Raw genomic sequence first — 20782 nt, 5'->3', positions numbered from 1 at the left:
GGGCAAAGATCAGTCCTCGACGGGCTGGAGCGGGAATGCAGGTTCGAGCCCGTCAGGGCGAAAGCGGTGGTAAAAGACGATGGCGACGGCCAGGGTGATCCATTCGGCAAGTGGCAGCGCCCAGAGGAAGGACCACTGCGAGACGTTGTCCCGGAAGGGCGCTTGCCCGAAGAGGTGGGCGAGGCCGAGCAGGAAGCAGGCGGGCAGCACGAGGCCGCGCAGAGTGGCAACGATGGCTGATGGGGTCGGCTTGTGGATGGCGGTGAGATAGCAGCTTAAGATGACATTGACGCCGTTGACGAGGAAGAGCGGCCAGACCGCATAGGCAAGGCGGCCCGCTTCGGCCACGATGGCAGTGTCCTCGCCGCTCAGGAACCAGCCGGTGAGGTGGTCTCGGAAAAGCAGCAGGGAGACGGAGAGGATGAGACCGATGCCGCCTGAACCGATGAGGGCCGTGAAGAGGAACTGCCGGCTCCGCTGATGGTTTCCCGCACCGAAATTCTGACTGACGAGCAGATGGACGGCGTCGGCAAGCCCATAGGTCAGCATCAAGCTGAGGTAGATGTAATAACTGACGACACTGAAAGCAGCGACGCCATCAACCCCCAGGCGGGCGATGAGGAGGAAGTTCAGCAGCCAGATTATGAAGCCGGCGGAAATTTCATTGATGAACTCTGAAACGCCGTTGTAGCAAGCCTTGAAAAAATGGGACCAACGGGTCTGCCGCCAGACGAAATGCAGCGTCCGCTTGCGGCTGAAAAAATAGGCACAGAGCACACCGGCCTGCGCCACCTGGGCGACAGCGGTGGACCATGCGGCACCGGCGAGGCCCCATCCCCATTGGCAGACGAAGAACAGGTCGAGGGCGATGTTCCCCAGCGAACCGACGAGAAGCGAGACCGTGGCAAGAATGGGATGGCCGTCCGCACGCACGAAGTAGTACAGCACCATCGTCGTGAGCTGGATGATGAGGCCCCAGCGTAGGATGCCGAAATACTCGCGGACCATGGGCACCAGCTCGGCCGGCACATTGAGGAGCCGGAACAGCCAGGGCTCGAAGACAAGGCTGGCAAGGGCAAAGAGCGAGGTGGTCGCGACGGTGACGATGAGGGTCTGACTGAAAACGGAGGAGGCCGAGCCTGGATCTTTCGCGCCGATGTGCGTCCCCGCGGCCACCGAACCGCCGATGGAGAACATCAAGGCGAGGGCATAGAGGACGGTGAGGAGCGGCACAAGAAGCGTCACCGAGGCGAGGGCGTCTGCACCGACATAGTTGCCAACGAAGACGCCATCGACCAGGCTCGTCGTGGTAAGCGCGATCAATCCCACCATTGAAGGGATCGCGTAGTAAAAAAAGGTGGGCAGCACCGCGCCGCTCAGCGCGGGGTTTTTCTCGGAGGTCATCGGTTCGAGGAAAGTGTCAGGCGCAGATCAGCTCGTCGGGCTTGGGCGCGTCTGCCGCCGTGTCCTTGCGGATGGCTGTCGGGAGCCCGAGGCGCGAAAGCAATTTCAGGAAAGGAAGAGGGGGCAGTTCCTCCACGTTGGCCATGCCTTTTACATCCCAGTCACCCTGGGCTACGAGCATGGCGGCGGCGACAGGCGGCACGCCCGCAGTGAAAGCGATGGCCTGGGAACCGACATCGGCAAAGGTCTCCTCGTGGCTGCAGAGGTTGTAGATGAAGATTTCCTTATGCTCGCCCTTGCTGTGGCCCTTGATGAGGGTGCCGATGCAGGTCTTGCCCGTGTAGTCCGGCGCGAGGCTGGCGGGGTTGGGCAGGCAGGCCTTGAGCACCCGGAGGGGGACCACACTCTGACCGCAGGAGGTGGTGACCTTCTCGTGGTTGAGCAGCCCGGTTTTCTCGAAAACCTCCAGGCAGCGCAGGTAGTGCTCGTCAAAGCCCATCCAGAAGCGCACGGTATCGACCCCCTTGATGTGCTTGGAGAGGGAGTGCACCTCGTCATGCCCCATCAGATACAGCTTCTTCTCGCCCACTTCGGGGAAGTCGTAGTCGGTGGTGCGGGAGTGGTGGGGGAAGGTGCGCCATTCGCCGTCCTCAAGACAGCCGGCGTCCTCGATGATCTCTCGCAGATTGATCTCGGGATCGAAGTTCGTGGAAAAGAAGCGACCGTGACTGCCGTCATTCACATCCATGATGTCGATAGAGGTGATGGAGTCGAATTCGTATCGTGCGGCATAGGCGCAGTAGGCGTTGACGACGCCGGGGTCGAAGCCGACACCGAGAATGGCGGTGACACCTTTTTGGGCGAACTGCTCACGCTTTTTCCACTCGAAGTTCGCATACCAGGGATAGGGCGCGTTCATCACTGCGGAGTCCTCGTGGACTGCGGTGTCAATGTAAGCCGCGCCGGTCTCCAGGCAGGCATCCATGACCGACATGTTGACGAAGGCGGTGCAAACATTGATGACGATGTGGGATCCCGTCTCGCGAATGAGGCCCGCGACCTGGGCGGAATCGGAGGCATCCACGGTGCGGGCAAAGATCTGAAAAGACTCTTCGCGGCGGTAGTTTCTGGCCTCGATTGACCGGACCACCGACTGGCTGCTCTCAGCATTCCTCGAACTCAGGCAGATCGTACCGAACACGTGGCTGTTTTGGGCGCACTTGTGAGCAACGACAGCGCCCACGGCACCAGCTCCAATGATGAGAACGTTCTTTTTCATGACGGATTGCGGCGAGTAGAGAAGAGGGATGAGTTAGACGAGATGCGTGTGGGTGAGGGCTTCGCGGAAGTCCTCGTAGGTCGGCTGCTGCGCGAGGCGGAGCTCACCGGAGAGTTTCCGGTGGTAAATGGCAGGCATCTTGATGCCGTTGAAGAAGTTCTTCTTCACCATCGAGTAACCACCCACATTCGGAAAACGGAGCTCGTCGCCGATAGCGACGGGGCGGGGGAAGGCGTAGTTGCCGAAGTGGTCTCCGGCGAGGCAGGTGCGTCCGCAAACCCGATAGATGTGACCGGGGCGGCTACCAAGGTCCTTTGCGTCCTTGGCGAGAGGTTCGCTCTCGAAAAGTTCAGGCGTGAAGTTGTAGGTCAGCACGTCGAGCAGGTGTGTCTCCACACCCGCATCGACGACGAGAGTGGGCACCTCGTTTTCGACAATGTCCAGCACCTTGACCACGAGGCTGGTCGAGTCAGTGACGGCGGCCTCGCCGGGCTCCAGATAGATCTGTAGAGAATGACGCTCGGAAAAGTCGCGAAGGCGGCGGCAGAAATCGTCTATCGGATAGGATTCGTTAGTGAAGGCGATCCCTCCGCCGAAGCTCAGCCATTTGAGCTGGGGAAGGAGCGCGCCGAAGCGTTTCTCGACGACATCGAGCTGCGAGGAAAAGCTGCCGAAGTCGTCGTTGTCACAATTGACGTGAATCATCGCCCCCTGGATGCGGTCGCCGATGTTGTCCGGCAGGTTCTGGGCTCGTGCGCCGAGACGGGAGTATTGGCAGATGGGATTGCTCAGCTCGTAGCCGGAGTGTCCGACTTCCGGATTGAGACGCAGGCCCACCGAAATGTGGGCAGCGTGGTGGCCTAGGCGATCAAGTTGGCCGAGCGAATTGAAAATGACCTTGTCGCAATAGCTGACGACTTCTGCGATTTCGTCGTCGGCGTAGGCGACTGAGTAACCGTGCGTTTCACCCCCGAACTTCTCGTGGCCCAGACGCGTCTCCCAAAGACTGCTGCTGGTGGTGCCGACGAGATACTGGCGCATGAAATCGAAGGCGCACCAGCTGGAGAAGCATTTCAGCGCGAGCACACATTTCGCCCCGGATCGCTCTTGGACCAGGCGGATGCGCTCCATGGCGGGGAGCATCCGGGCCTCGTCGATCAGATAATAGGGAGTGGAGAGCCGCATACGTGTCCCGGTTGTCAGCGTGCGGTGGTGACGGTGGTTTCCTGCAACCCTTTAAGGCCGAGGGTTTCAACTTCGAGGAGCGAGAGAAGCTCGGCGTCCTGCTCCAGCGTCGCGAGGACATGGGGTCCGAACCATTCGAGCGAGGCGTCAAGCGTGGGCCAGAGCGCGGTTTCGTTCATGACGAAGGCGAGGAACTTGCGGTAGTCGAAGGCACCATTGAAGAGGCTCACCATCCCGGCGCGACTGCCGGCGGGGGCATAGACGTTTCCGGGCAGGAACTCCTGGAGGAAGGAGCGGGAGCGCACGTTCTTGAGGTGCATGTGGGCGACGAGCGGCTCGAACTCGCCAATGGTTTCGAAGGGGTCAGCTCCCGATTCCCAGACATGGAGGACGTCGAAGTTGAGCCGCAGGGCGGGGTGGTCGATCTCCTCAATGAGCTGCCGCGTCGATTCTCGGGTGTCGGCCAGGGTGTGGGGATGCAACTCCACGACGAGTTTCACATTGTTCCCATCGGCGATGGTGCAGAGCTCACGCATGCGGCGAGTCCAATCTTGTCGGTCTTCGACGGAGACTTCGTGGCTGGCCTTGTTGCCGGCAAAGGTGCGGAGTTTGTTTGCCCCCCAACTTTGCGCGAGGCGGCAGAGATCAACGGTCTTGTCGATGACGGTTTGGCGGTCTCCTTGCACGGGCAGGTAATCGCTTAGCATGGGGACGCAGAGTCCGTGGGACCGGAGCCAGTCGAGGTCGTAGCCCGGCCGGTCGCGCAGGTTCAAGGCATGCACGCCCCAGAGCTCGATGCCAGAAAATCCGCGTGGTGCGGCCCATTCCACCACTTGTTTCAGCGAGATCAGGTGGTGCCGGAAGGAGATGGTGCAGAGGGAAAGCTTCATCGTGCGGCCTCCAGTTCAGCGATGGCAGTTGTTTCCTGGGAAAAGTTTTGCTCGCACCACATCTCGAAAACCTCCTGCATCCGCCCCTTGATGCGGTTCTCGCGCTCCACTTGCTTGTCGAGCAGCTCGAAGATCTTGTCGCCGATACGGCGGTCGCCAGTGGTGGCCAGCTTGATGGCGTGGAACTGGATGAGGGTGTAGGTCTTCGCCAACTCGTCGATGACCTCGCACCAGTGGTCGAACTCAGCCTCCTCCAACTCCAGTTCGCGCCAGAAGAAGGCGAAGCCGTGCTCGTAGGAGTATTTGCGGATGGAAAGGATGGGCACGTCGTCGAGGGCATGCCGCAGGTTCGAAAGCGGCAGTTCGTCACCGTTCTTGTCGCAGCCTCCAAGATGGGCCTCGATGATCTGGCGTACCGCCTCAGTCAAGAGATGACGGTCGAGGAGCATGCTGTGCTCGTAGTAGGCGCGGATCTGGGTCGGGTGCGGTTCGTGCGCGTTTTTGTCAGAGAAAACGTAGCCGCCGCCCACGGACGGATGGCGTGCTGCGTGGAGGAGACGCTCCTTGGTCGTGACGCCTTCCCATCGGTAGTCAGGGTCATAGACGAACCAAGTGTCCGGCTTTTCGGTCGGACCCAGCATCAGGTAGTGCGGGAAGGGGTCCTTGTTGAACTCGTTGACGCGCTCCGGCAGGCGGTGCATGTCGAGCATCACCATGATGTGCTGGTCAGGGGTGCGATTCTCGACGAGCGAGACGAGCCGTCGGATGTTTTCCTCACGATCGAGGTCGTGGTCGAACCAGGGCGCGACCTTGATGCCAAAGAGTCTTTCGTACCAGTCGAGGAAAAACTGATGGCTGATCCGTTCGCTGTGGTAGGAGATCTGGCACTTCTCCGTGACGACGATTTCCGAATCCCATACGCCGAAGTAGAGAGTGCGCTGGTCGAAGTCGAAGCGCTTGATGACTTCGCTAAGGCAGCTCACGAAGCAGTGGAGTTTGATGTCCTCCTCGTATTCGAGCAGCTTGTTGGGATGGGGGCGCGGCTGCGCGTCGAAGAAGAGTTTGGCCACGGCCCGCACGGTGGAAAAATCCTTGTCCATGATGGCCGCTTCCGGCAGGGAGAGATCATAGGCGACCTCCAGGCTGACCAGCAGTTCGAGTGTGTCGGCAGAATCGAGCCCCAGATCCTCGCGCAGCCATGCATCACTTTGGAAGCCGCTCAGGTCGAGGTGCTTCATGTTGCTGGCGAGCGACTGATAGATTTGCTCGATGATTTGTTCTCTCGTTTTCATGTCAGAAGGTTAGATCTGGGCCGCGAGGGCGGGTGCGGCAGGCGCCTCGGAGATGGCGCGGCGGCTGATTTTTCCATTGGGCAGGCGGGGAATGGTTTCCACGCGTGCGATGTTCATGGGAATCTGGTGGGCGGCGAGCCGGCCAGCGCAGAAGTGCCGCACGGTGTCGGCAGAAAGTGCCTCGTCAGAGACGAATTGGAGGCAGACCTGGTCGCCACCGAAGCCGCGGCTCTTCTTGAAGACAACGGCGTCCCGGACCCCGGGCATCGTGAGAATGACCTCCTCGACTTCACCGGGATACACATTGAATCCCGCGACGTTGATCATTTCATCGATCCGTGAGACGAAATGGAGTCGGTCGTTTTCAAAGTAACCCAGGTCGCGCGTCTCGACGGCCCGGCCATCGGGCAAGGTGACGACAATGTCTGCGGGTTCCCCGGCGTTCGCTCCCGCAGCGATCGCGTTGTGCGGAAGAGGTTTGCCCTGATCATTCGCCGCGAGAAGACCCGTGCCCAGTGAAAGGCAGCCCGCTTCGGAACAGCCGTACTGCTGATAGAGATGGCGAACCTTTTTCCCAAGGCTTTCGAACGCCGCCTTCGGCAGAACCGTTCCCGAGGTCATCACGGCCCAAAGCGGTTCCGCCTCCTTCACGAGCATGGCCAGCGTGGCGATCATGGCCGGGGACGAATAGAGGATGGGCGAGGGAGCCTCGCGGAGTTTCCGGAGAATGTACTTTGGATTGAGGTTCCGGATGATGACCGGCTGTACGCCCCGCCGCAGCGCGACCAGGACTCCGCAAATGAGGCCGTAGGAATGCGTCACGGGACAGGCGACGATGGGAGTCCAGTCATTCGCCTCCGGAAAATGACGGACGTAGCTCTCGATCTCAGTGTCGATGCTAGACCAGCTTCGTTCGATGAACTTGGGTTCGCCAGTGGTGCCGGAACTCGTCTGGATGAGACCGGCCGGGGCGTCGGGGCGGGGAATTGGCGAATCGATTTCGACGATCTCCAGGGAGCCCGCGCCCGAGGCGACAATGAGCACCTCGCATCCGCTGCGTTCGGCACGGCGGCGTGCGCCGTCCAACGGCGTGTCGATGGGAAGAGGAAATACTGTGCCGCCCTTTTTCTGGATGTAGAGGCAGAGGGCAATCCACAGGGCGGTATCCTGCAGGCAAACCGCGAGGCGGCGTCCGGTGCACCCGGAAAGCACGGGATAGGTGTCGAACTGCGCGAACCGGCTCTCGAAATACCCCCGGTCGTGGGCTTGGTCGTCAACGTGGATCATGAGACTGCTCCGTGGAGGGTGTTGCGGACCTCGTGCTCGTAGTAGTCGAGCGTGCCACCGCGGTGGATGGTCTTTGTCAGAAGCGACTCCACGATGATGTCGGGTTTGTCCGCTTCGAGTCTCGCAATGCGCGAGGGTTCAGTGACTCCGGATGCGGCATAGGCATCCAGCTTCGCTCTGACCAGGTTCCAGAATTCCGTTTCGGTGAAGCCGTGGAAACGGGCCAGCAGGAACGACACGTCGGCGAGGTTGAAGACGTAAACCGTGTCCACGTAGAGCTGCCGCAGGGATTCGACCAGCTCCATGCGATAGCCATCATCGAGGGGGATCGTCTCGAAGAAGGGATCGACAGAGGCGAAGTCAGGCTCGGTTTCAGGGCGGCCGAGGAACTCGGGCACGAACTCGGTGTCCTCGTGAAAGTCACGGAGCACGATCCGTTTCGGCCAGCCGTTCTCATGCACGAGGATGAGGTTCTGCGCGTGCGCCTCAAAGGCGATGCCATGATGGACGAGCATGTGCCAGATCGGGATCACCACGGTCTCGACGAGGCGCTCTGCCCAACGTTCGACGCCATAGGATTCGATCCACTCCGCAATGAAGGGACGTCCATCCGATTCGACCAAGGTCAGGGCAGTGAAGGGGAGCGCGGCTTCACCCTCTCCCAATCGACCGATGATGCTCTCGCGAAAAATGACCCCGAGCAGCCCCGCGGCGTCTTCTTCCTCTTCTTCGTCTGCCTCCGGCTCGTACGAGACAGCGGCATACTCGCTGAGCAGTTGCAGGCGGTTGCCCTGCTGAAGGAAGGGATCTTCTGCGACGAGGGAGACGAGCCACCTCGAAAGAAGCGGGGCGGTGCATACGAAGTGTGGCTCGAGATTGCGGCGAGAGGAGGTGCAAACGATGTCGAGCGGCAGCTTGATGTTCGCCTTCTCCGGATGAGAGACGTTGATCAGCGTGCGCAGCGACTGGGAGGCGTGATAGTGATCGCCCGCCGGGCCGAGTGGAAGCAAATCCCCTGAGTCGAGCAATTCCTCGAAGCCCCGTTCACGCAGATCACCCGCCTGCCAGGGGTGGGCAGGAACGAGGGTATAACGCTCGAAATCGCCGCCGAGCTCATCGAGCCGCGCGGCAATCCAGTAGTAGGCGGGAGTACCCAGTTCCTGCTTCCAAAAGTCTTCCTCGTGCCCGGGCAGTGCGGTGCGAAGGAGGCCGCGGCTCACCGCCATGAAGTGCAACTGGAAGGTGCTGCCCGCCTCTGAACCATAAGCCTGATGGTCCGCAAGAGTAAAACCCGTCCGCGTCTTGAAGCTGGGATGGTACTGGTGGCCTTCGACAATGGCCGACTCCAGCGTTGGGAAATCGAGGGCCCGACGCGGGTTCCGATGATGATCGAGGTGGGTCCGGTTCCACCGGTGGAGTTCGATCGTTTGCGTCAGTTCCTCCAGCAGGCGTTGTTTCCCAGCGGGTGGTATCTCCATCGCCCGGAGGAGTTCGGCCATGCGGAAAGCTGTCGGCTTGTCATCGACCATCCGGACCACAGAGCCGTGCGCGATTCTCACGCGATCATAGGACGAGAACGCTGCCAGACACCGGAAATGCAGTTCTCCCACCGTGAAGTCCACCTGCATGCCGTAGATGGGCGCGGCGTCTGATGCTCCGGGGGAGGAGGCCGTGCGGGGCGTGACCTGATAGTTTACCAGCCGCTCAAACAACAAGGCTTCAACGAACTGGCGGATGACGCGGCGGTCTGCCTCGTCCGGAGTGTGTCCAACGCCTGCTTTCTGATTCTCAGTTGAAAGGGCGTTTTGGTTATCCAAGGAAATTGGAGAGGGTATAACCATTGAGTGAAGTTAGTTAACGCGACTGCGTCGCAGTCCCAGTCTCAATTGCAAGTCCATTAGTGCAATCTAAATGTTTGGTTAGTTGCTTATAAGATATAATCTTAAAAGGAAAATAACCCGGGAATGCTTTCCAGGTCTGAAATCAGAATGCGTGTTGGTGTCGATCCGGTGGTTTTTCTCTGTCGGACAGCCTTATCAACTTCACTTGATGCAAAGACCAAATGCAGCGCTGTATGCAGGGATCGCGTTGGGTGTCTCATGCTTCAAGTGGGTGCACGGGCTGCTGCGTCCAGGTATCCCTGTTGTTAGAATCTTACGGCCAGCTTGAGGCTGACCAACCAGCTGTGCTCCTGTCCATTCTCAGCCGTCGTAGTGCGGCCGAAATCGTAGTAAAAGCATTCCGCAGTGACGGTCCAGTTTCCGGCCGTGGGATCGATGAAACCAAGGGGGATGGATACCTGCGGGCCGATGGCGAAGTAACCGTAGTCCACACCAAAATATCCGCGCCCCAGTCCGGCCATGACCAGCAGTCCAGCGTTGATGGGGGCGTCGCTTTCCGGGAAAAACGTCACATTGGGGCGGATGCCTGGCTCGAAACAAAGACCAGGTGCGAGGTCGCTGCCAAACTCGTGCGCGATCTTGAAAAAGGGCTCCAGGGAAAAAGTCCCTGGAAAGAGTCCATGGTCATCAAACTCAAGCGTTGCGCTGATCCAGTGGCCGTCATCGTAGGCTCCCGCGGGGCTGGTCCAGCGGTTGTAGAAGCTGGAGATCGTCCAGCGTTCTGCGAAGGTGATGGAGGCGCCGAACCCGTAGTCTAACTCTGTGTATCGGCTGCCATCTTTGCCAACGCTTTCGTAGGGAGTAGAGCCGATTGCCGACCACAAGCCAACAAAGGCTGAGGCCGCGTTGATGAACCCGTCGCCTTCGTAGAGGTCGACATTGAGATCGAGATGCGGCTGAAAGGAGGTGCCCTCACCTTGTACGACAAATCCGCGTGTGATGTACTGGTTCGCCACCGTGATGCCCATTTCCCCACTGAGTAGGGATGCGGAATCGGGTTCAGCGACGATTTGACCTCCCGCCTGGAGGCAGGTGGCGGAAGCGGCGAGGACCGCCAGACAAGTGAGATGATGGGCTAACATGGTCAACATGCTGAATCACTGCACCAGATGGGCTTCCCGCTTGCATTGCGGGTGATATCAAGCGGATCGGATGCTGGCAAACTCGCCGGGACTTGCTTTTCGGGCCGGTAGAATCGAGGAAACCACCCAGGGGTGGTGGGGCGGCATGAGGAGGTGCAGCATCCTTGTTGAGGGATGCGTTTTGAAGACAAGCTGCGGCACCTGGTTCTTTCCAGGTGCCGCAGCAAGGGCGGCGGGGGTGAGCCCCGCTACGAATTAAAAGTCCACCTGAATGGAAAACACCGCCGAGATCGGTGATCCGTAGGACAGATAGCCAGCGTCTCCAGGATAGAACTCGCCGGATTCGTAGTAACGCTCATCCAGCAGGTTCCGGATGCCCACACGGAACGTCCAGTCTGCATCGGAGATCTTGCGCCGGTAGGTGGCACCGACATCCAGCACAACGTAGGAACCCGTGGCGAACTGCTCCGTCTGATCAAGGAACTGCTTGTCCACAAAACGGGCGTTGGCGTTCAGAGAGAGGCCTGGCACTTGCGGGATGTCGAGAATCGCCCAGAGGTTTGCCTGGTACTCAGGAACATACTGGGGTGTCCGACCGTCGAGTTCGGCATAACCAGTGTCCTTTTGCTCGGCATCCAACAGCATAAAGGCGAAGCCCGTCTGCAGGGAGTCGGTGATTTTGCCCCGAAGGGTAACTTCAATGCCCCGATGACGTTGGACGCCGGAGAACGATTCGATGCCAGTGGCCGGATTCATGGCGGCGAGATCCTGATCGATCTGGAACAAGGCAAGCTCGCCTGCGAGACGGCCTTCTAACAACTCAGTCTTCACGCCGAGTTCGAATTGCTCGGATCTCTGGACACCGAGAGGTGCAAAGGCATTCGTTGCCGCGCGGCTGGCGGTTCCGCCGTCCTGCACACCCTGAGTGTAGGTGAAGTAGGTGTGCACATTCTCGGTCGGCGAGAACATCAATGCTGCCGTCGGGGTCCATGCATCAACTGTGTCATCGGAGGCGGGATCCGTCGGATAGGTGTTCTCAAAGCGGCCAAAGCGACCGCCCAGCAGAATCGACCAGTATTCATTGAATTCGATGATGTCGGTCGCGAAGACGCCGATCTCATTGTACTCGAAATCGAGCGCCGTCCACCCAGCTGCTGCCGGGATGGGAAGGGCACTCAGCTTGTAGGCGTTGTTCGGCCCCACGTCAGGGAAACTGCGCTCGCCAGAGGTGTCGTAGGCGCGCCACTGAGCACCCACCACGGTGTTATGCTTCAGGCTGCCCGTGTTGAAGGTGCCGTCCAGGTGCGCGTGCACGCCCCAGGATTGCCACTCGAAGGGGCCATTGGTGAGCAAGGCACCGTCGGTGAAGTCACCGTTCTCCAGCACGGAGTAGGGATAGCTCAGGCGGGATTCCCGCTGGGCATCCTGATAGTTCACAGCGAGACGCAGCTTCCAATCGTCGTTGAGCTTGGCGTCCATGCCGATTGCGGCGTCGAAGGTCTGCTGCTCATTCTTCGCCCAGTCCTGCATGATGTTGGTCTTCACGCCAGTGTCCAGCACACGGCCGTTGGCCGTGATCATAGGACCGTAGTAGCCGCTGCGCTCGAGATCCTGGCCCCCGATCGCGGTCCAAATGTTCACCCCATCAGTTGGCTTCCACTCGGTGTACAACGAGCCCATGAAGCGGTTGCCGTCAGCGTTGTCGTAGAAGCTGTCGAACTCGTCGGCAGCTAGTACCAGACGGTAGCCAAACTTTCCTCCGGCCACGATGTCGCTGGTGTCAATCTGGCCATACACGCTGCCGAAGGTGTCGACATCGAACTGCAGGCTGGTCGCGTCGGCCTGGGGATGTTTACGCACAAGATTGATGGCACCGCCGGGAGGCATGAAGCCAAATTGAAGTGCGGAGGGGCCTTTCAGCAGTTCTACCCGCGCCTTGTCGTCGAGGGTGGGGGCAACCGTGTTGATGATCGGCACGCCGTCCATGCGGTAGCCGTTGAAGTTATCCACCCGGAAGCCGCGCAGGCCGAAGTTCTGCGTGCCGTAGAATCCGCCGGGCATCTGAATCGCGATGCTCGGGTCGTGTTGGAGGATATCCTTGAGGGTGAAAGCACGCCGGTCTTCGATCAACTCTTCATTGTACACGCTGACACTGAAAGGCGTCTCAATCAGCGGAACGTCCGAGAACAGCGCGGCTGTTGTGGAAGTCTCCAGATAACGAATCGGGAACTCTGAGGTGACAACCACCTCTTCCATCGTTTCGGTGTCCTCAGGCTTTGGCGTCTCTGCGGGCGGAGCGCTTTGACCAAGGAGACTGGAGGCTGCCAGACCACAGCAAACGGTGATGGCGTTGGGAGTGCTTAGTAGGTTGTTGTGTTTTCGTTTCATGATGAAAGGAAGGGGAAGAATTCGCCTCACGCGGCCTGGGGGCGGGGTTTGCGGAAAAACCGGCGCCAGCTCAGAGCGATGCCGGTCCAGACGAGGACGAGCAGCGCGGCGGTGGCCAACGAGGCGACGATCTTGCCGGGCAGTCCGAACGCTGCGCCGGTGTGCAAGAAGCGAATCCACACGCGCGCCTGAAGGCCAGCGCTGCGATCTTGAAAGCGGACTTGCTGGAGAATCTCTCCGGTGAACGGATCGGATTTCACCGGGATGTAGGCCCGGCTAGGCATGTGGTCAGGCACGGTGACTCCGAACTCCAGCGGGTCCAACGGGCTGCGGGCGGGATCTGGCATCGCTTCCAGAGTGATGGATTCCCAATTGGGAAATGCGGCGGCGATGCGGGCGAAGCAAGTATCGAGGGGAACGGGGGATGTCCCAGGGGCTGGGGGAGGGACAACGGGGGACGGCACGGCCATCATGCCATAGTTGCGAGACTTCGGAGGTTCCTCGCCAGCCAGGATGAAAACCAGCCGGTGGCCCCATTCGAACGAAATGGCCACCGCAGTGAGTGACAGGGCGAGGACAACGGGCAGCGCCCAGAAGCCGAAGGCGCTGTGCCAGTTGAAGTCGCGGGCTTTGCCCTTGAAGCCCTTGACGAGCAGGAGGAGAGGGCGCAACGCCCGCCAGCTCCACCGGCGGGGAAACCACAAATAGAGGCCCGTCACGCAGAGGATCACGAGCGCGAGGTTCGAAACGCCTGTAACGATGCGCCCAGTGGAGTTCAGCCCATCGTCGGCTCCCAACCAACGGTGCCATTCCTCCAGCTTGTGGATGATTTCGTGAGCATCATGGGCCTGCGATGCTCGCGTGCCGCCGGTGAATGGATCCAGATAGAAAGGCCCGTCCTCGCCGATATGCACCTCCCAGGCGCGCCCGGGATCGCTGAACATCGCGATGGAGGAAACCTTGTTTCCTGCGCTGCTCGCTTCGATCTTCCGGGTGAGTTCTGCGACGGGCAATGGAGTCCTTGCTTGTCCCGAAGTGCTTTCCAGGCGGATCGCCCGCCGGTCATGCCATCGCAAAATCTCCTCCTCGAAGGAGATCGCAATCCCGGTCACCGACATGATCGCAATGATCGGTCCGGCAATGAGGCCGGCGACGAGATGGCACCAGAAGATGCTTTTGCGAAGAGTCATGCGGATCTCACAGGAAAATCTAATGAGAACGCGAATGAGACGCAGTTGCAAAGAGATTGCAAGCCCAGTATTAACAAAAGTGACAACCCAAAGACACCTTCGCCAACCAGCTTTCGTTCGCAAAAAAAGCCAGGGCACAAGCACTTCGTCAGCAGCGGGTGATGGGACCGCTATCTATCGATTTGAGCGCGTCAAATGAGGCGAGAGGCGGCTTTCAGTCTGCCTCTTGCACGTGCGATTGCTTTGGCCTTTTGCGACTGGCAATTGGCCGCAGGCTGACCTGGGACGGAGGGTTGTCTACGCTTGACGTTCGGTCCCTCTGCTAGGCGGAGGCCTTCGGTTGATGATGCATCAAGGTGTCCAGGACATCGCCGATCATGCCCATGTGGCCTTCTTGTCCCTCAAACTGGTGTTTAACATCCACCAGATAGCGATTCAGTGCGTCAATGCGGCGCGCGAGCAGGCGGCAGAGTTCTAGGGCCGCTTCTGGATGGGCTCGGAGAAACTCCATGGGATCATCCAGCACGTAAAACGAGGATGGCTGGGTGGTGCGGACGGTGGCGGTATGTGGGCCGCCCAGCAGCAGAGACAACTCTCCGAAGACGGCGCCCGGTTCGCGGGAGCGGGCTACGCGTACATCGTCCTTGATCACCTCCACCGCGCCCTCGATCAGCACCAAGAGCCGACAATGAGGCTCGCCTTGGGTCATGACGACCTCTCCGGCAGGCAGACTGCGAATCTCCAAGTGCTGGAACGGCGCAAGAATGGGTTTCACGGTGAGGGAGGATACTCCCGATGTCGGAAAACTCACCTGAATTGTCGCCAGGCGTGATCGAAGGTCGTTCACACAGCATTTCCCGCAGCTCTCATCGGCTGACAGCGGAACGTCCCGGCTAGCCCCTTGGTGCGGCTTTTGCCATCATGAGGAACTGCTTTTCCTCCGGCAGCATCTGGGTGTCATCCGGAATTCTGCCTGCCAGTGAGCGGGCCTGGTCGCCGTAACCCGCCGCCTGCATGATGCCGCAAAGCACCGCGCCCTGTCCGGGGGTGAGGTCTCCCAAGTCAATCCGCTGGAGCGCCGTGGCCGCAGATTTGGGGTTGGACATCCGGATCTCGCCCAAAGCCACGATCAACTTTCTCATGGAATCCGCAGGGCGGGTCGAGAGCAGGCGGGTGGCCCGGGCGATGGATTGCTCCATATCCACGCCGGAGATCAGCGCGCTGTACAGGTAGCGTTCCTCAAACACCTCTTTCTCAGGCCAACGTTGCACGGTCTCCTGGGCAGCCGCCAGGAATCCGGCCGTGTTGCCGTTCCGGTAGGTCAGTCGGAGGAGGCCCTCGTAGCCCGCCAGATCCGCCCGGTTGCTGCGGGAAGCCAGTTTGTAGGCTTCTTCCGCTACCTTCATGTGATCGCGCTTCTCGGCATAGTCAGCGAGGGTCAGAAGCATGGGTTGCCGCCCCTCGCTCTGGATGGCTGCAAGGGCTTCCTTGAGAAGTTCGTTCACCTTCTCCCATGATTCTTTGGTGACAAAGGCCAGGTGGGCCTTGTGAAACGCGCGGATGGCGGTCGTCAGTCTGGTGCGAGGGTCATTGATCAGAGCGGCAAGCTCTTCGTTTCTACCCAGCAGGGTGAGGGCGTTGAGATAGTTCTCAAGGAGCGGGGGATAGTCCCGGACCATGTCAGCATCGAGGTAGGAAAGGAGTTTCTCGTTCTCACCTTCCGTGGTCAGCCAGCGGGCCAGCGGCACCAGATCTTCGCGTTTGGCACCACGCCGGGCTTCCATGGCCTTGGCGATGATCTCCTGCTTGCGGGCGGGCTCCAGTTCCACCTGACGACGCAAGGCGGCGATACGGTGCTCCTCCTTCACCATCGGATGACTGTCGAGCAGTTCGATGAGTTTCTGTTTTTCCTCGCTGCTGATCGTTTTGACCCGGTCGAGGAATTCCAGTGCGGCCAGGCCGTTCGCCCCCTTGTCGGAGGCGAGTTCCCAAAGCAGCTTCAGGCCTTTTTCGATCTCATCGGAGGTGCCAAATTCCACCAAGCGACGGCCATAGAGCAGCTTGATATCCATGTTGTCTGGCTCCTGCGCTACAAACGTGTCCAGAATCTGCAGGAGCTGACGGCTGCGCTGATTTTTCCTCAAGACCACGTCAGCAAGCTCCACGACTTTCTGGGTCGGCTTGGAAGTCCTCAGTACCTGCTCGATCTGGTCTTGGGCCTGCTTGTTTTCCGCAATGGAGGCGAGGGCCTCGATCTCAAACGTGGTGTCCTCATCGGTCATGGCCCCTTTCTGGCGCAGCCGGTCGAAGAACCACCCGGCCTCCTTTTTCTGCATGTAGGTGTAGAACTGGGCCATCACGCGGAGCACCCGCACGTTGTCAGCGTCCTTGGCGTACGCTTCATGGGCCTTGAGCCAGGCATCCACAAACTTGTCCTGTTCCTTGAGCTGGATGGCCTCATTGATGAGCCGGTTCGACTGCCAGGTCTGAAAACCATCATGCCACTTCCGGGCATTCATGACGGTGAAGACCATCATGCCGATGCAAACGAGCAGGATCAACGAGCCAGCCGCGATCCGGGCAGTCCGCGACTGCCGGTCGATATGGGCCTGGGTGGGAGGGAAAAACCAGTGCCAGGCGGCAATCAGCGGGCGCAAAAGGACAAACGGCCGGGACGCAGTAGGATCTGGGTTCTGGGAGGTCAGCATTGGGGGCGGGAGCGGGGCAGAAAAGACGCCCAGCATACGAACTGACGCATCCGGTGGCAAGGATGTTGAATTTCCGTTTTGTCAGGTTCGGGCCCCGGGTGAGGGTGAAGGGGAAAGACACCCGCATTTTTAGCTCGTTTGGACAGGCTTTTTTCTGAAAGCTGAATGAAAGAAAATTCTTGCGCAAAGAGGCCTTTTTGCTTTGAAAGTTGTAGTTCCCGGCGCTTGAACAAGGGAGCAACAATCCTGTCTGACCGCCGTTTGTAACCTCCCGTTTGCATTGCACATTTCAGGAAGAGACCAGAATCCCTAAAGTATGATCCAGGTAAAAGACCTCCGCAAAGTGTTCGGTCCGAAGGTGGCCGTCGATGGAATCACCTTCAATGTGGAAAAAGGTGAGGTGCTGGGCTTCCTAGGGCCAAACGGTGCCGGCAAGTCCACCACCATGCGCATGGTGACGGGCTACTTCCAACCCACGGCAGGGTCGATCAGCGTGGGCGGTGTCGACATGCTCGAGAAGCCGGAGATCGCGAAAAGGGCCCTCGGGTACCTGCCTGAGAATGCTCCGCTGTATTCGGACATGAGCGTGGTGGGATTCCTCGGCTTCTGCGCAGAAATGCGTGGTCTCTACGGTTCCGCCCGCTCGAAGGCGATCGACAAGGCACTGGAGACCTGCTTCTTGGAGCCGGTGCGCAATCAGAGCGTGGACACCCTCTCAAAGGGCTATCGTCACCGCACCTGCCTGGCCCAGAGCATCATTCATGACCCCGAGGTGCTGATCCTGGATGAGCCCACGGACGGCCTGGACCCCAACCAAAAGCATGAGGTCCGGAACCTCATCAAGCGGATGGGCCAAAACAAGGCCATCGTTTTCTCCACCCACATTCTGGAAGAAGTGGAGGCGGTTTGCTCCCGCGCCATCATCATTGACCGCGGCAAAGTCGTGGCCGATGGCACGCCGAGTTCCCTCAAGAATCGGGCTCCGGGTGCGGATTCAGTGCGAGTTACGGTGCGTGGCTTTGTCGGGTCCGGTATTCGTGCCGAACTTGAGAAGCTCGCTGGGGTGGACAAAGTTGAGGCCGCAGCGATGGATGAACTCGGGTTCAGCGGTCGGGTGTTCCCTTCTCGCAAAGCGAAGCCTGAGGACTTGGTCCGTGACATTGGCACGCTGCTGGCCGCCAAGTCATGGAGGGTAGAGGAGTTGCACCGTGAAGAAGGGCGCCTCGATGAGGTGTTCCGCACCATCACCCGTTCGGACACCGCCGCCTGACCGGCTGAAGTCCCACCAGAATGAAGACGGGTGCCCTCCCAGAGGGGCGGATACCCGCTGAATCTATTTTTCAAAGCTGACCTGATTTGCTCACCATGAGTCCAACGAAAAACATCATTGCGGTTTTTAAACGGGAGTTCTTCTCGTATTTCAACTCGCCCCTAGCCTACATCATCCTGTTCATCTTCGTGATCGCCGCCATGGGCTTCACGTTCATCGTGGGAGGATTCCTCTCCTCAAACAACGCCACGCTGTCTGGGCAGGGGAGCTTCTTCATGTGGCACCCCTGGATCTACCTGGTACTGGTGCCTGCAGTGGGAATGAAGCTGTGGTCGGAGGAGCAACGCCTCGGCACTATGGAACTGCTGGCCACCATGCCGATTTCTCCCTGGCATGCGGTGCTGGGCAAGTACTTCGCGGCTGCCACGGTCTGGGCGATCGGTCTGGCGCTGACGTTCCCGATCATCCTCACCGTTTCGTATCTGGGCGAGCCTGATCCTGGTCCGATCATCAGCGGCTATGTCGCCAGCTATCTTTACGCCCTGGCGTGCCTGGCCATCACCAGCGCAGTGAGTGCGTTTACCCGGAGCCAGGTCATTTGCTTCATCATCTCTGTGGCCATCTGCCTGCTGCTCTTCCTCTTCGGATTCCAGCAGGTAGTGGACTTCCTGCTGAAGGTCACCCCGGCTGGGCTGGACGGAGTGGTGCGTTTCATCGCCGAACTCTGCTTCATGACCCACTTCTACGAAATGTCCAAGGGCCTGCTCGTCTTCGACGACGTGCTTTATTTCCTCAGTGTTGTCGGCGTCTGCCTCGGCATCACCCACTACGCCATCCAGGCCAAGCGTGCTTGATGCGCCTCTGACACTCAATTGCCCACTTTCTTTTCGCGCATGAAATCGAAAACTACTCTCAGCGCCCTCGTGCTGCTGCTTGTGATCGCCATCGTTGTGGTGGTGAACATCTTGGTCAGCGGCCTTGGCTTCCTCAACTTCCGCATGGACCTCACCGAGAAGGGGATCTTCACCCTTTCTGACGGCACCCGCCGTATCGTGGAAGGCCTAAATCCAGACAAGCCGGTCACGGTGCGATTCTACGCCACCACCGACAGTCGCCTGATGCCCCAGTGGGGCCAGACGTATGGCAACACGGTCCGTGACCTGCTGCTGGAAATCACAAAGGCCAGCGGCGGCAAGATCACGCTGGAAAACATCGACCCCCGCCCGAACACGGAAGAGGAAGACAAAGCCGTGGCGGATGACATCCAGGGCTACACGGTCAACGAAGAAGGGGACAAAGCCTACTTTGGCCTCGCCATCCAGTCGCTGGACAAGAAGGAGATCATTCCTACGCTGACTCCTGCTGAAGAAGGCACCTTGGAGTACCAGATCGCCCGTGCTCTCTCCCAGGTCACCCGCACCAAGCGCAGCGTGATCGGCGTGATGAGCCCAATGCCCATCTCCGGTCCGGCCTTCAACTTCCCGCCCGGGATGCAGCAGAACCAGCAGCGCCCCTGGATTACGATCCAGCAGCTCCGTCTGGACTATGATGTGCGGGAGGTGCCGATGTCCAGCGAAGCTGTGGACTCTGACATCAACATCCTGCTCGTGATCCATCCTGCCGACATCACCCCCCGGGCAGAGTTCGCCATTGACCAGTTCCTACTTAAGGGCGGAAAAGTGATCGCCTTCGTGGATCCGCACTGCCTCGTCAGCCGGGCTTACAACAACCCTGGCCAGATGGGCCGCGCACCCACTACGTTCGTTTCCCCGAACTCCGACCTGCCGACCCTCTTCAAGGAGTGGGGCGTGGGTTATGACAAGAACCTTGTCGTTGCTGACATGACCTTCCGCACGGCCAACAACCGCCGCGCGGTTCCGACATTCCTGAGCATTCCGAAAGAGGGGATCAATAACAAGGAGCCCATGACGGAGCCCCTGCAGCTCGTCCAGATGTTCTCCGCAGGCTCCTTCAATGTGGCGGCCAAGGGCAACGTGACTGCGACCACGCTGGTGCACTCTTCCGAGAAGTCCCAGCTGATCGACACCACCGATGCCGAGAAGGCCATGCGTGAAGACCTGAAGGACTTCCAGGCCAGCGGCAAGTCCCAGGTGATGGGTGTGCGTCTGACCGGCCGGTTCAAGACGGCATTCCCTGATGGCCAGCCCAAAGCAACCGCTCCGGCTGCGGAAGGTCCTGGTGGCATGCCTGGAATGCCAGGCGGTTTCCCCGGTGGATTCCCTCCGGGCATGCTTCCCGGCGGCACGGGTGGTGAAGCTGACAAGCCTGCTGGTGCACCTGCAGCGGACAAGAAGGAAGAGGCCAAGCCTGCGCTCAAGGAGTCTGTCAACAACGATGGCGCCGTCTTCCTGTTCAGCGATGTGGACATGGAGTACGATGAATTCGTCGTCGAGCGTGACCCGATGGGCGGCGCTTCCATGCGCATGAGCAACTCGAACCTGCCCCTGCTGCTGAACACTGTGGAGCTCCTGTCCGGCGGTGCCGACTTGATCGCCGTGCGCAGCCGTTCTTCCGCGAACCGCCCCTTCACCAAGCTTCAGGAACTGAACGCCAACATCGAGGAGCAATATCGCCCGCGGATGCAGAAGATCGAGCAGGACCTCAATGACGTGGTGCAGGAGATCGCCAAGGGCGGCGGCGTGAAAGCGACGCAGGGCCTGATCATGCTGAACCCGAATGAGGCCCAGGCCAAGCAACTGCAAGACAAGCAGGTGGAACTGATGGCGAAACGCCGGGAGCTCATCAAGGAGCAGACCCGTATGAAGGATCGTCGCGAGTTTCTCATCACCTTGCTGAACATGGCGGCAGTTCCGCTGCTGATCATCGCAGTCGGCGTCAGCATCGCCGCCCGCCGCCGCTCCCTGCAGGCCGCTCACTAATATTCG

At 59.7% G+C, this 20782-nt stretch carries 15 protein-coding genes; 3 read left to right on the top strand and 12 right to left on the bottom strand.

Annotated elements, in window-relative coordinates:
- Positions 1-9: 9 nt before the first annotated feature.
- From BV106_RS24375 to BV106_RS24320, 12 genes are all read right to left on the bottom strand, one after another.
- Entirely contained in the window at positions 10-1404 is a 1395-nt protein-coding gene (locus BV106_RS24375) for an MATE family efflux transporter (protein ID WP_051946269.1), read from the bottom strand.
- Between the two features lie 16 nt (positions 1405-1420).
- Complete coding sequence (locus BV106_RS24370) at positions 1421-2683, bottom strand: saccharopine dehydrogenase family protein (RefSeq protein WP_038169095.1); 1263 nt, start codon at positions 2681-2683, stop codon at positions 1421-1423.
- Positions 2684-2716: 33 nt separating this feature from the next.
- The gene (locus BV106_RS24365; protein WP_038169094.1) at positions 2717-3868 is read right to left on the bottom strand and encodes a carboxynorspermidine decarboxylase; all 1152 of its coding nucleotides are present in this window, start codon (positions 3866-3868) and stop codon (positions 2717-2719) included.
- Between the two features lie 14 nt (positions 3869-3882).
- The gene (locus BV106_RS24360) at positions 3883-4758 is read right to left on the bottom strand and encodes a sugar phosphate isomerase/epimerase (RefSeq protein WP_038169093.1); all 876 of its coding nucleotides are present in this window, start codon (positions 4756-4758) and stop codon (positions 3883-3885) included.
- Positions 4755-6050, bottom strand: a complete 1296-nt coding sequence (locus tag BV106_RS24355; protein WP_038169092.1) for a DUF6005 family protein — start codon at positions 6048-6050, stop codon at positions 4755-4757. Before BV106_RS24355 ends, BV106_RS24360 begins: the two co-directional genes overlap by 4 nt.
- A gap of 9 nt (positions 6051-6059) precedes the next feature.
- Positions 6060-7337, bottom strand: a complete 1278-nt coding sequence (locus tag BV106_RS24350; RefSeq protein WP_038169091.1) for an AMP-binding protein — start codon at positions 7335-7337, stop codon at positions 6060-6062.
- A complete protein-coding gene (locus BV106_RS24345) occupies positions 7334-9154 on the bottom strand; it encodes an IucA/IucC family protein (protein ID WP_051946268.1) in 1821 nt (606 codons plus the stop codon). The genes BV106_RS24350 and BV106_RS24345 overlap by 4 nt, the downstream gene beginning before the upstream one ends.
- Positions 9155-9483: 329 nt before the next feature.
- The gene (locus BV106_RS24340; protein WP_265596036.1) at positions 9484-10320 is read right to left on the bottom strand and encodes a hypothetical protein; all 837 of its coding nucleotides are present in this window, start codon (positions 10318-10320) and stop codon (positions 9484-9486) included.
- A gap of 255 nt (positions 10321-10575) precedes the next feature.
- Positions 10576-12708 (bottom strand): TonB-dependent siderophore receptor, encoded by a 2133-nt coding sequence (locus BV106_RS24335; protein ID WP_038169089.1) that lies wholly within the window; start codon positions 12706-12708, stop codon positions 10576-10578.
- 26 nt (positions 12709-12734) lie between these two features.
- Complete coding sequence (locus BV106_RS24330; RefSeq protein WP_038169088.1) at positions 12735-13898, bottom strand: PepSY-associated TM helix domain-containing protein; 1164 nt, start codon at positions 13896-13898, stop codon at positions 12735-12737.
- Between the two features lie 322 nt (positions 13899-14220).
- Positions 14221-14673 carry a cyclic nucleotide-binding domain-containing protein gene (locus BV106_RS24325; RefSeq protein ID WP_051946267.1) on the bottom strand — a complete coding sequence of 151 codons (453 nt, stop codon included), beginning with the start codon at positions 14671-14673 and terminating at the stop codon, positions 14221-14223.
- Between the two features lie 118 nt (positions 14674-14791).
- Positions 14792-16606, bottom strand: coding sequence for a hypothetical protein (locus tag BV106_RS24320; RefSeq protein WP_265596035.1), 1815 nt, complete (start codon positions 16604-16606; stop codon positions 14792-14794).
- 316 nt (positions 16607-16922) lie between these two features.
- On the opposite strand from BV106_RS24320, the gene BV106_RS24315 reads away from it, so the two are divergent.
- From BV106_RS24315 to BV106_RS24305, 3 genes are all read left to right on the top strand, one after another.
- Complete coding sequence (locus BV106_RS24315) at positions 16923-17876, top strand: ATP-binding cassette domain-containing protein (RefSeq protein WP_038169086.1); 954 nt, start codon at positions 16923-16925, stop codon at positions 17874-17876.
- Positions 17877-17971: 95 nt separating this feature from the next.
- Positions 17972-18730, top strand: a complete 759-nt coding sequence (locus BV106_RS24310) for an ABC transporter permease (RefSeq protein WP_038169085.1) — start codon at positions 17972-17974, stop codon at positions 18728-18730.
- Positions 18731-18769: 39 nt separating this feature from the next.
- Positions 18770-20776 carry a GldG family protein gene (locus BV106_RS24305; protein ID WP_038169084.1) on the top strand — a complete coding sequence of 669 codons (2007 nt, stop codon included), beginning with the start codon at positions 18770-18772 and terminating at the stop codon, positions 20774-20776.
- Positions 20777-20782 lie beyond the last annotated feature (6 nt).

The organism is Verrucomicrobium sp. BvORR106 (assembly GCF_000739655.1).
Lineage (GTDB): Bacteria > Verrucomicrobiota > Verrucomicrobiia > Verrucomicrobiales > Verrucomicrobiaceae > Verrucomicrobium.
This window is presented reverse-complemented; position numbering and strand designations above follow the sequence as displayed.

Bases quoted from the DNA above. Each gene is read 5' to 3' on its own strand.
- BV106_RS24330 (WP_038169088.1), bottom strand. From the start codon at position 13,898: ATGACTCTTCGCAAAAGCATCTTCTGGTGCCATCTCGTCGCCGGCCTC.
- BV106_RS24350 (WP_038169091.1), bottom strand. From the start codon at position 7,337: ATGATCCACGTTGACGACCAAGCCCACGACCGGGGGTATTTCGAGAGC.
- BV106_RS24305 (WP_038169084.1), top strand. From the start codon at position 18,770: ATGAAATCGAAAACTACTCTCAGCGCCCTCGTGCTGCTGCTTGTGATC.
- BV106_RS24370 (WP_038169095.1), bottom strand. From the start codon at position 2,683: ATGAAAAAGAACGTTCTCATCATTGGAGCTGGTGCCGTGGGCGCTGTC.
- BV106_RS24365 (WP_038169094.1), bottom strand. From the start codon at position 3,868: ATGCGGCTCTCCACTCCCTATTATCTGATCGACGAGGCCCGGATGCTC.
- BV106_RS24320 (WP_265596035.1), bottom strand. From the start codon at position 16,606: ATGCTGACCTCCCAGAACCCAGATCCTACTGCGTCCCGGCCGTTTGTC.
- BV106_RS24355 (WP_038169092.1), bottom strand. From the start codon at position 6,050: ATGAAAACGAGAGAACAAATCATCGAGCAAATCTATCAGTCGCTCGCC.
- BV106_RS24335 (WP_038169089.1), bottom strand. From the start codon at position 12,708: ATGAAACGAAAACACAACAACCTACTAAGCACTCCCAACGCCATCACC.
- BV106_RS24375 (WP_051946269.1), bottom strand. From the start codon at position 1,404: ATGACCTCCGAGAAAAACCCCGCGCTGAGCGGCGCGGTGCTGCCCACC.
- BV106_RS24340 (WP_265596036.1), bottom strand. From the start codon at position 10,320: ATGTTAGCCCATCATCTCACTTGTCTGGCGGTCCTCGCCGCTTCCGCC.
- BV106_RS24310 (WP_038169085.1), top strand. From the start codon at position 17,972: ATGAGTCCAACGAAAAACATCATTGCGGTTTTTAAACGGGAGTTCTTC.
- BV106_RS24315 (WP_038169086.1), top strand. From the start codon at position 16,923: ATGATCCAGGTAAAAGACCTCCGCAAAGTGTTCGGTCCGAAGGTGGCC.
- BV106_RS24360 (WP_038169093.1), bottom strand. From the start codon at position 4,758: ATGAAGCTTTCCCTCTGCACCATCTCCTTCCGGCACCACCTGATCTCG.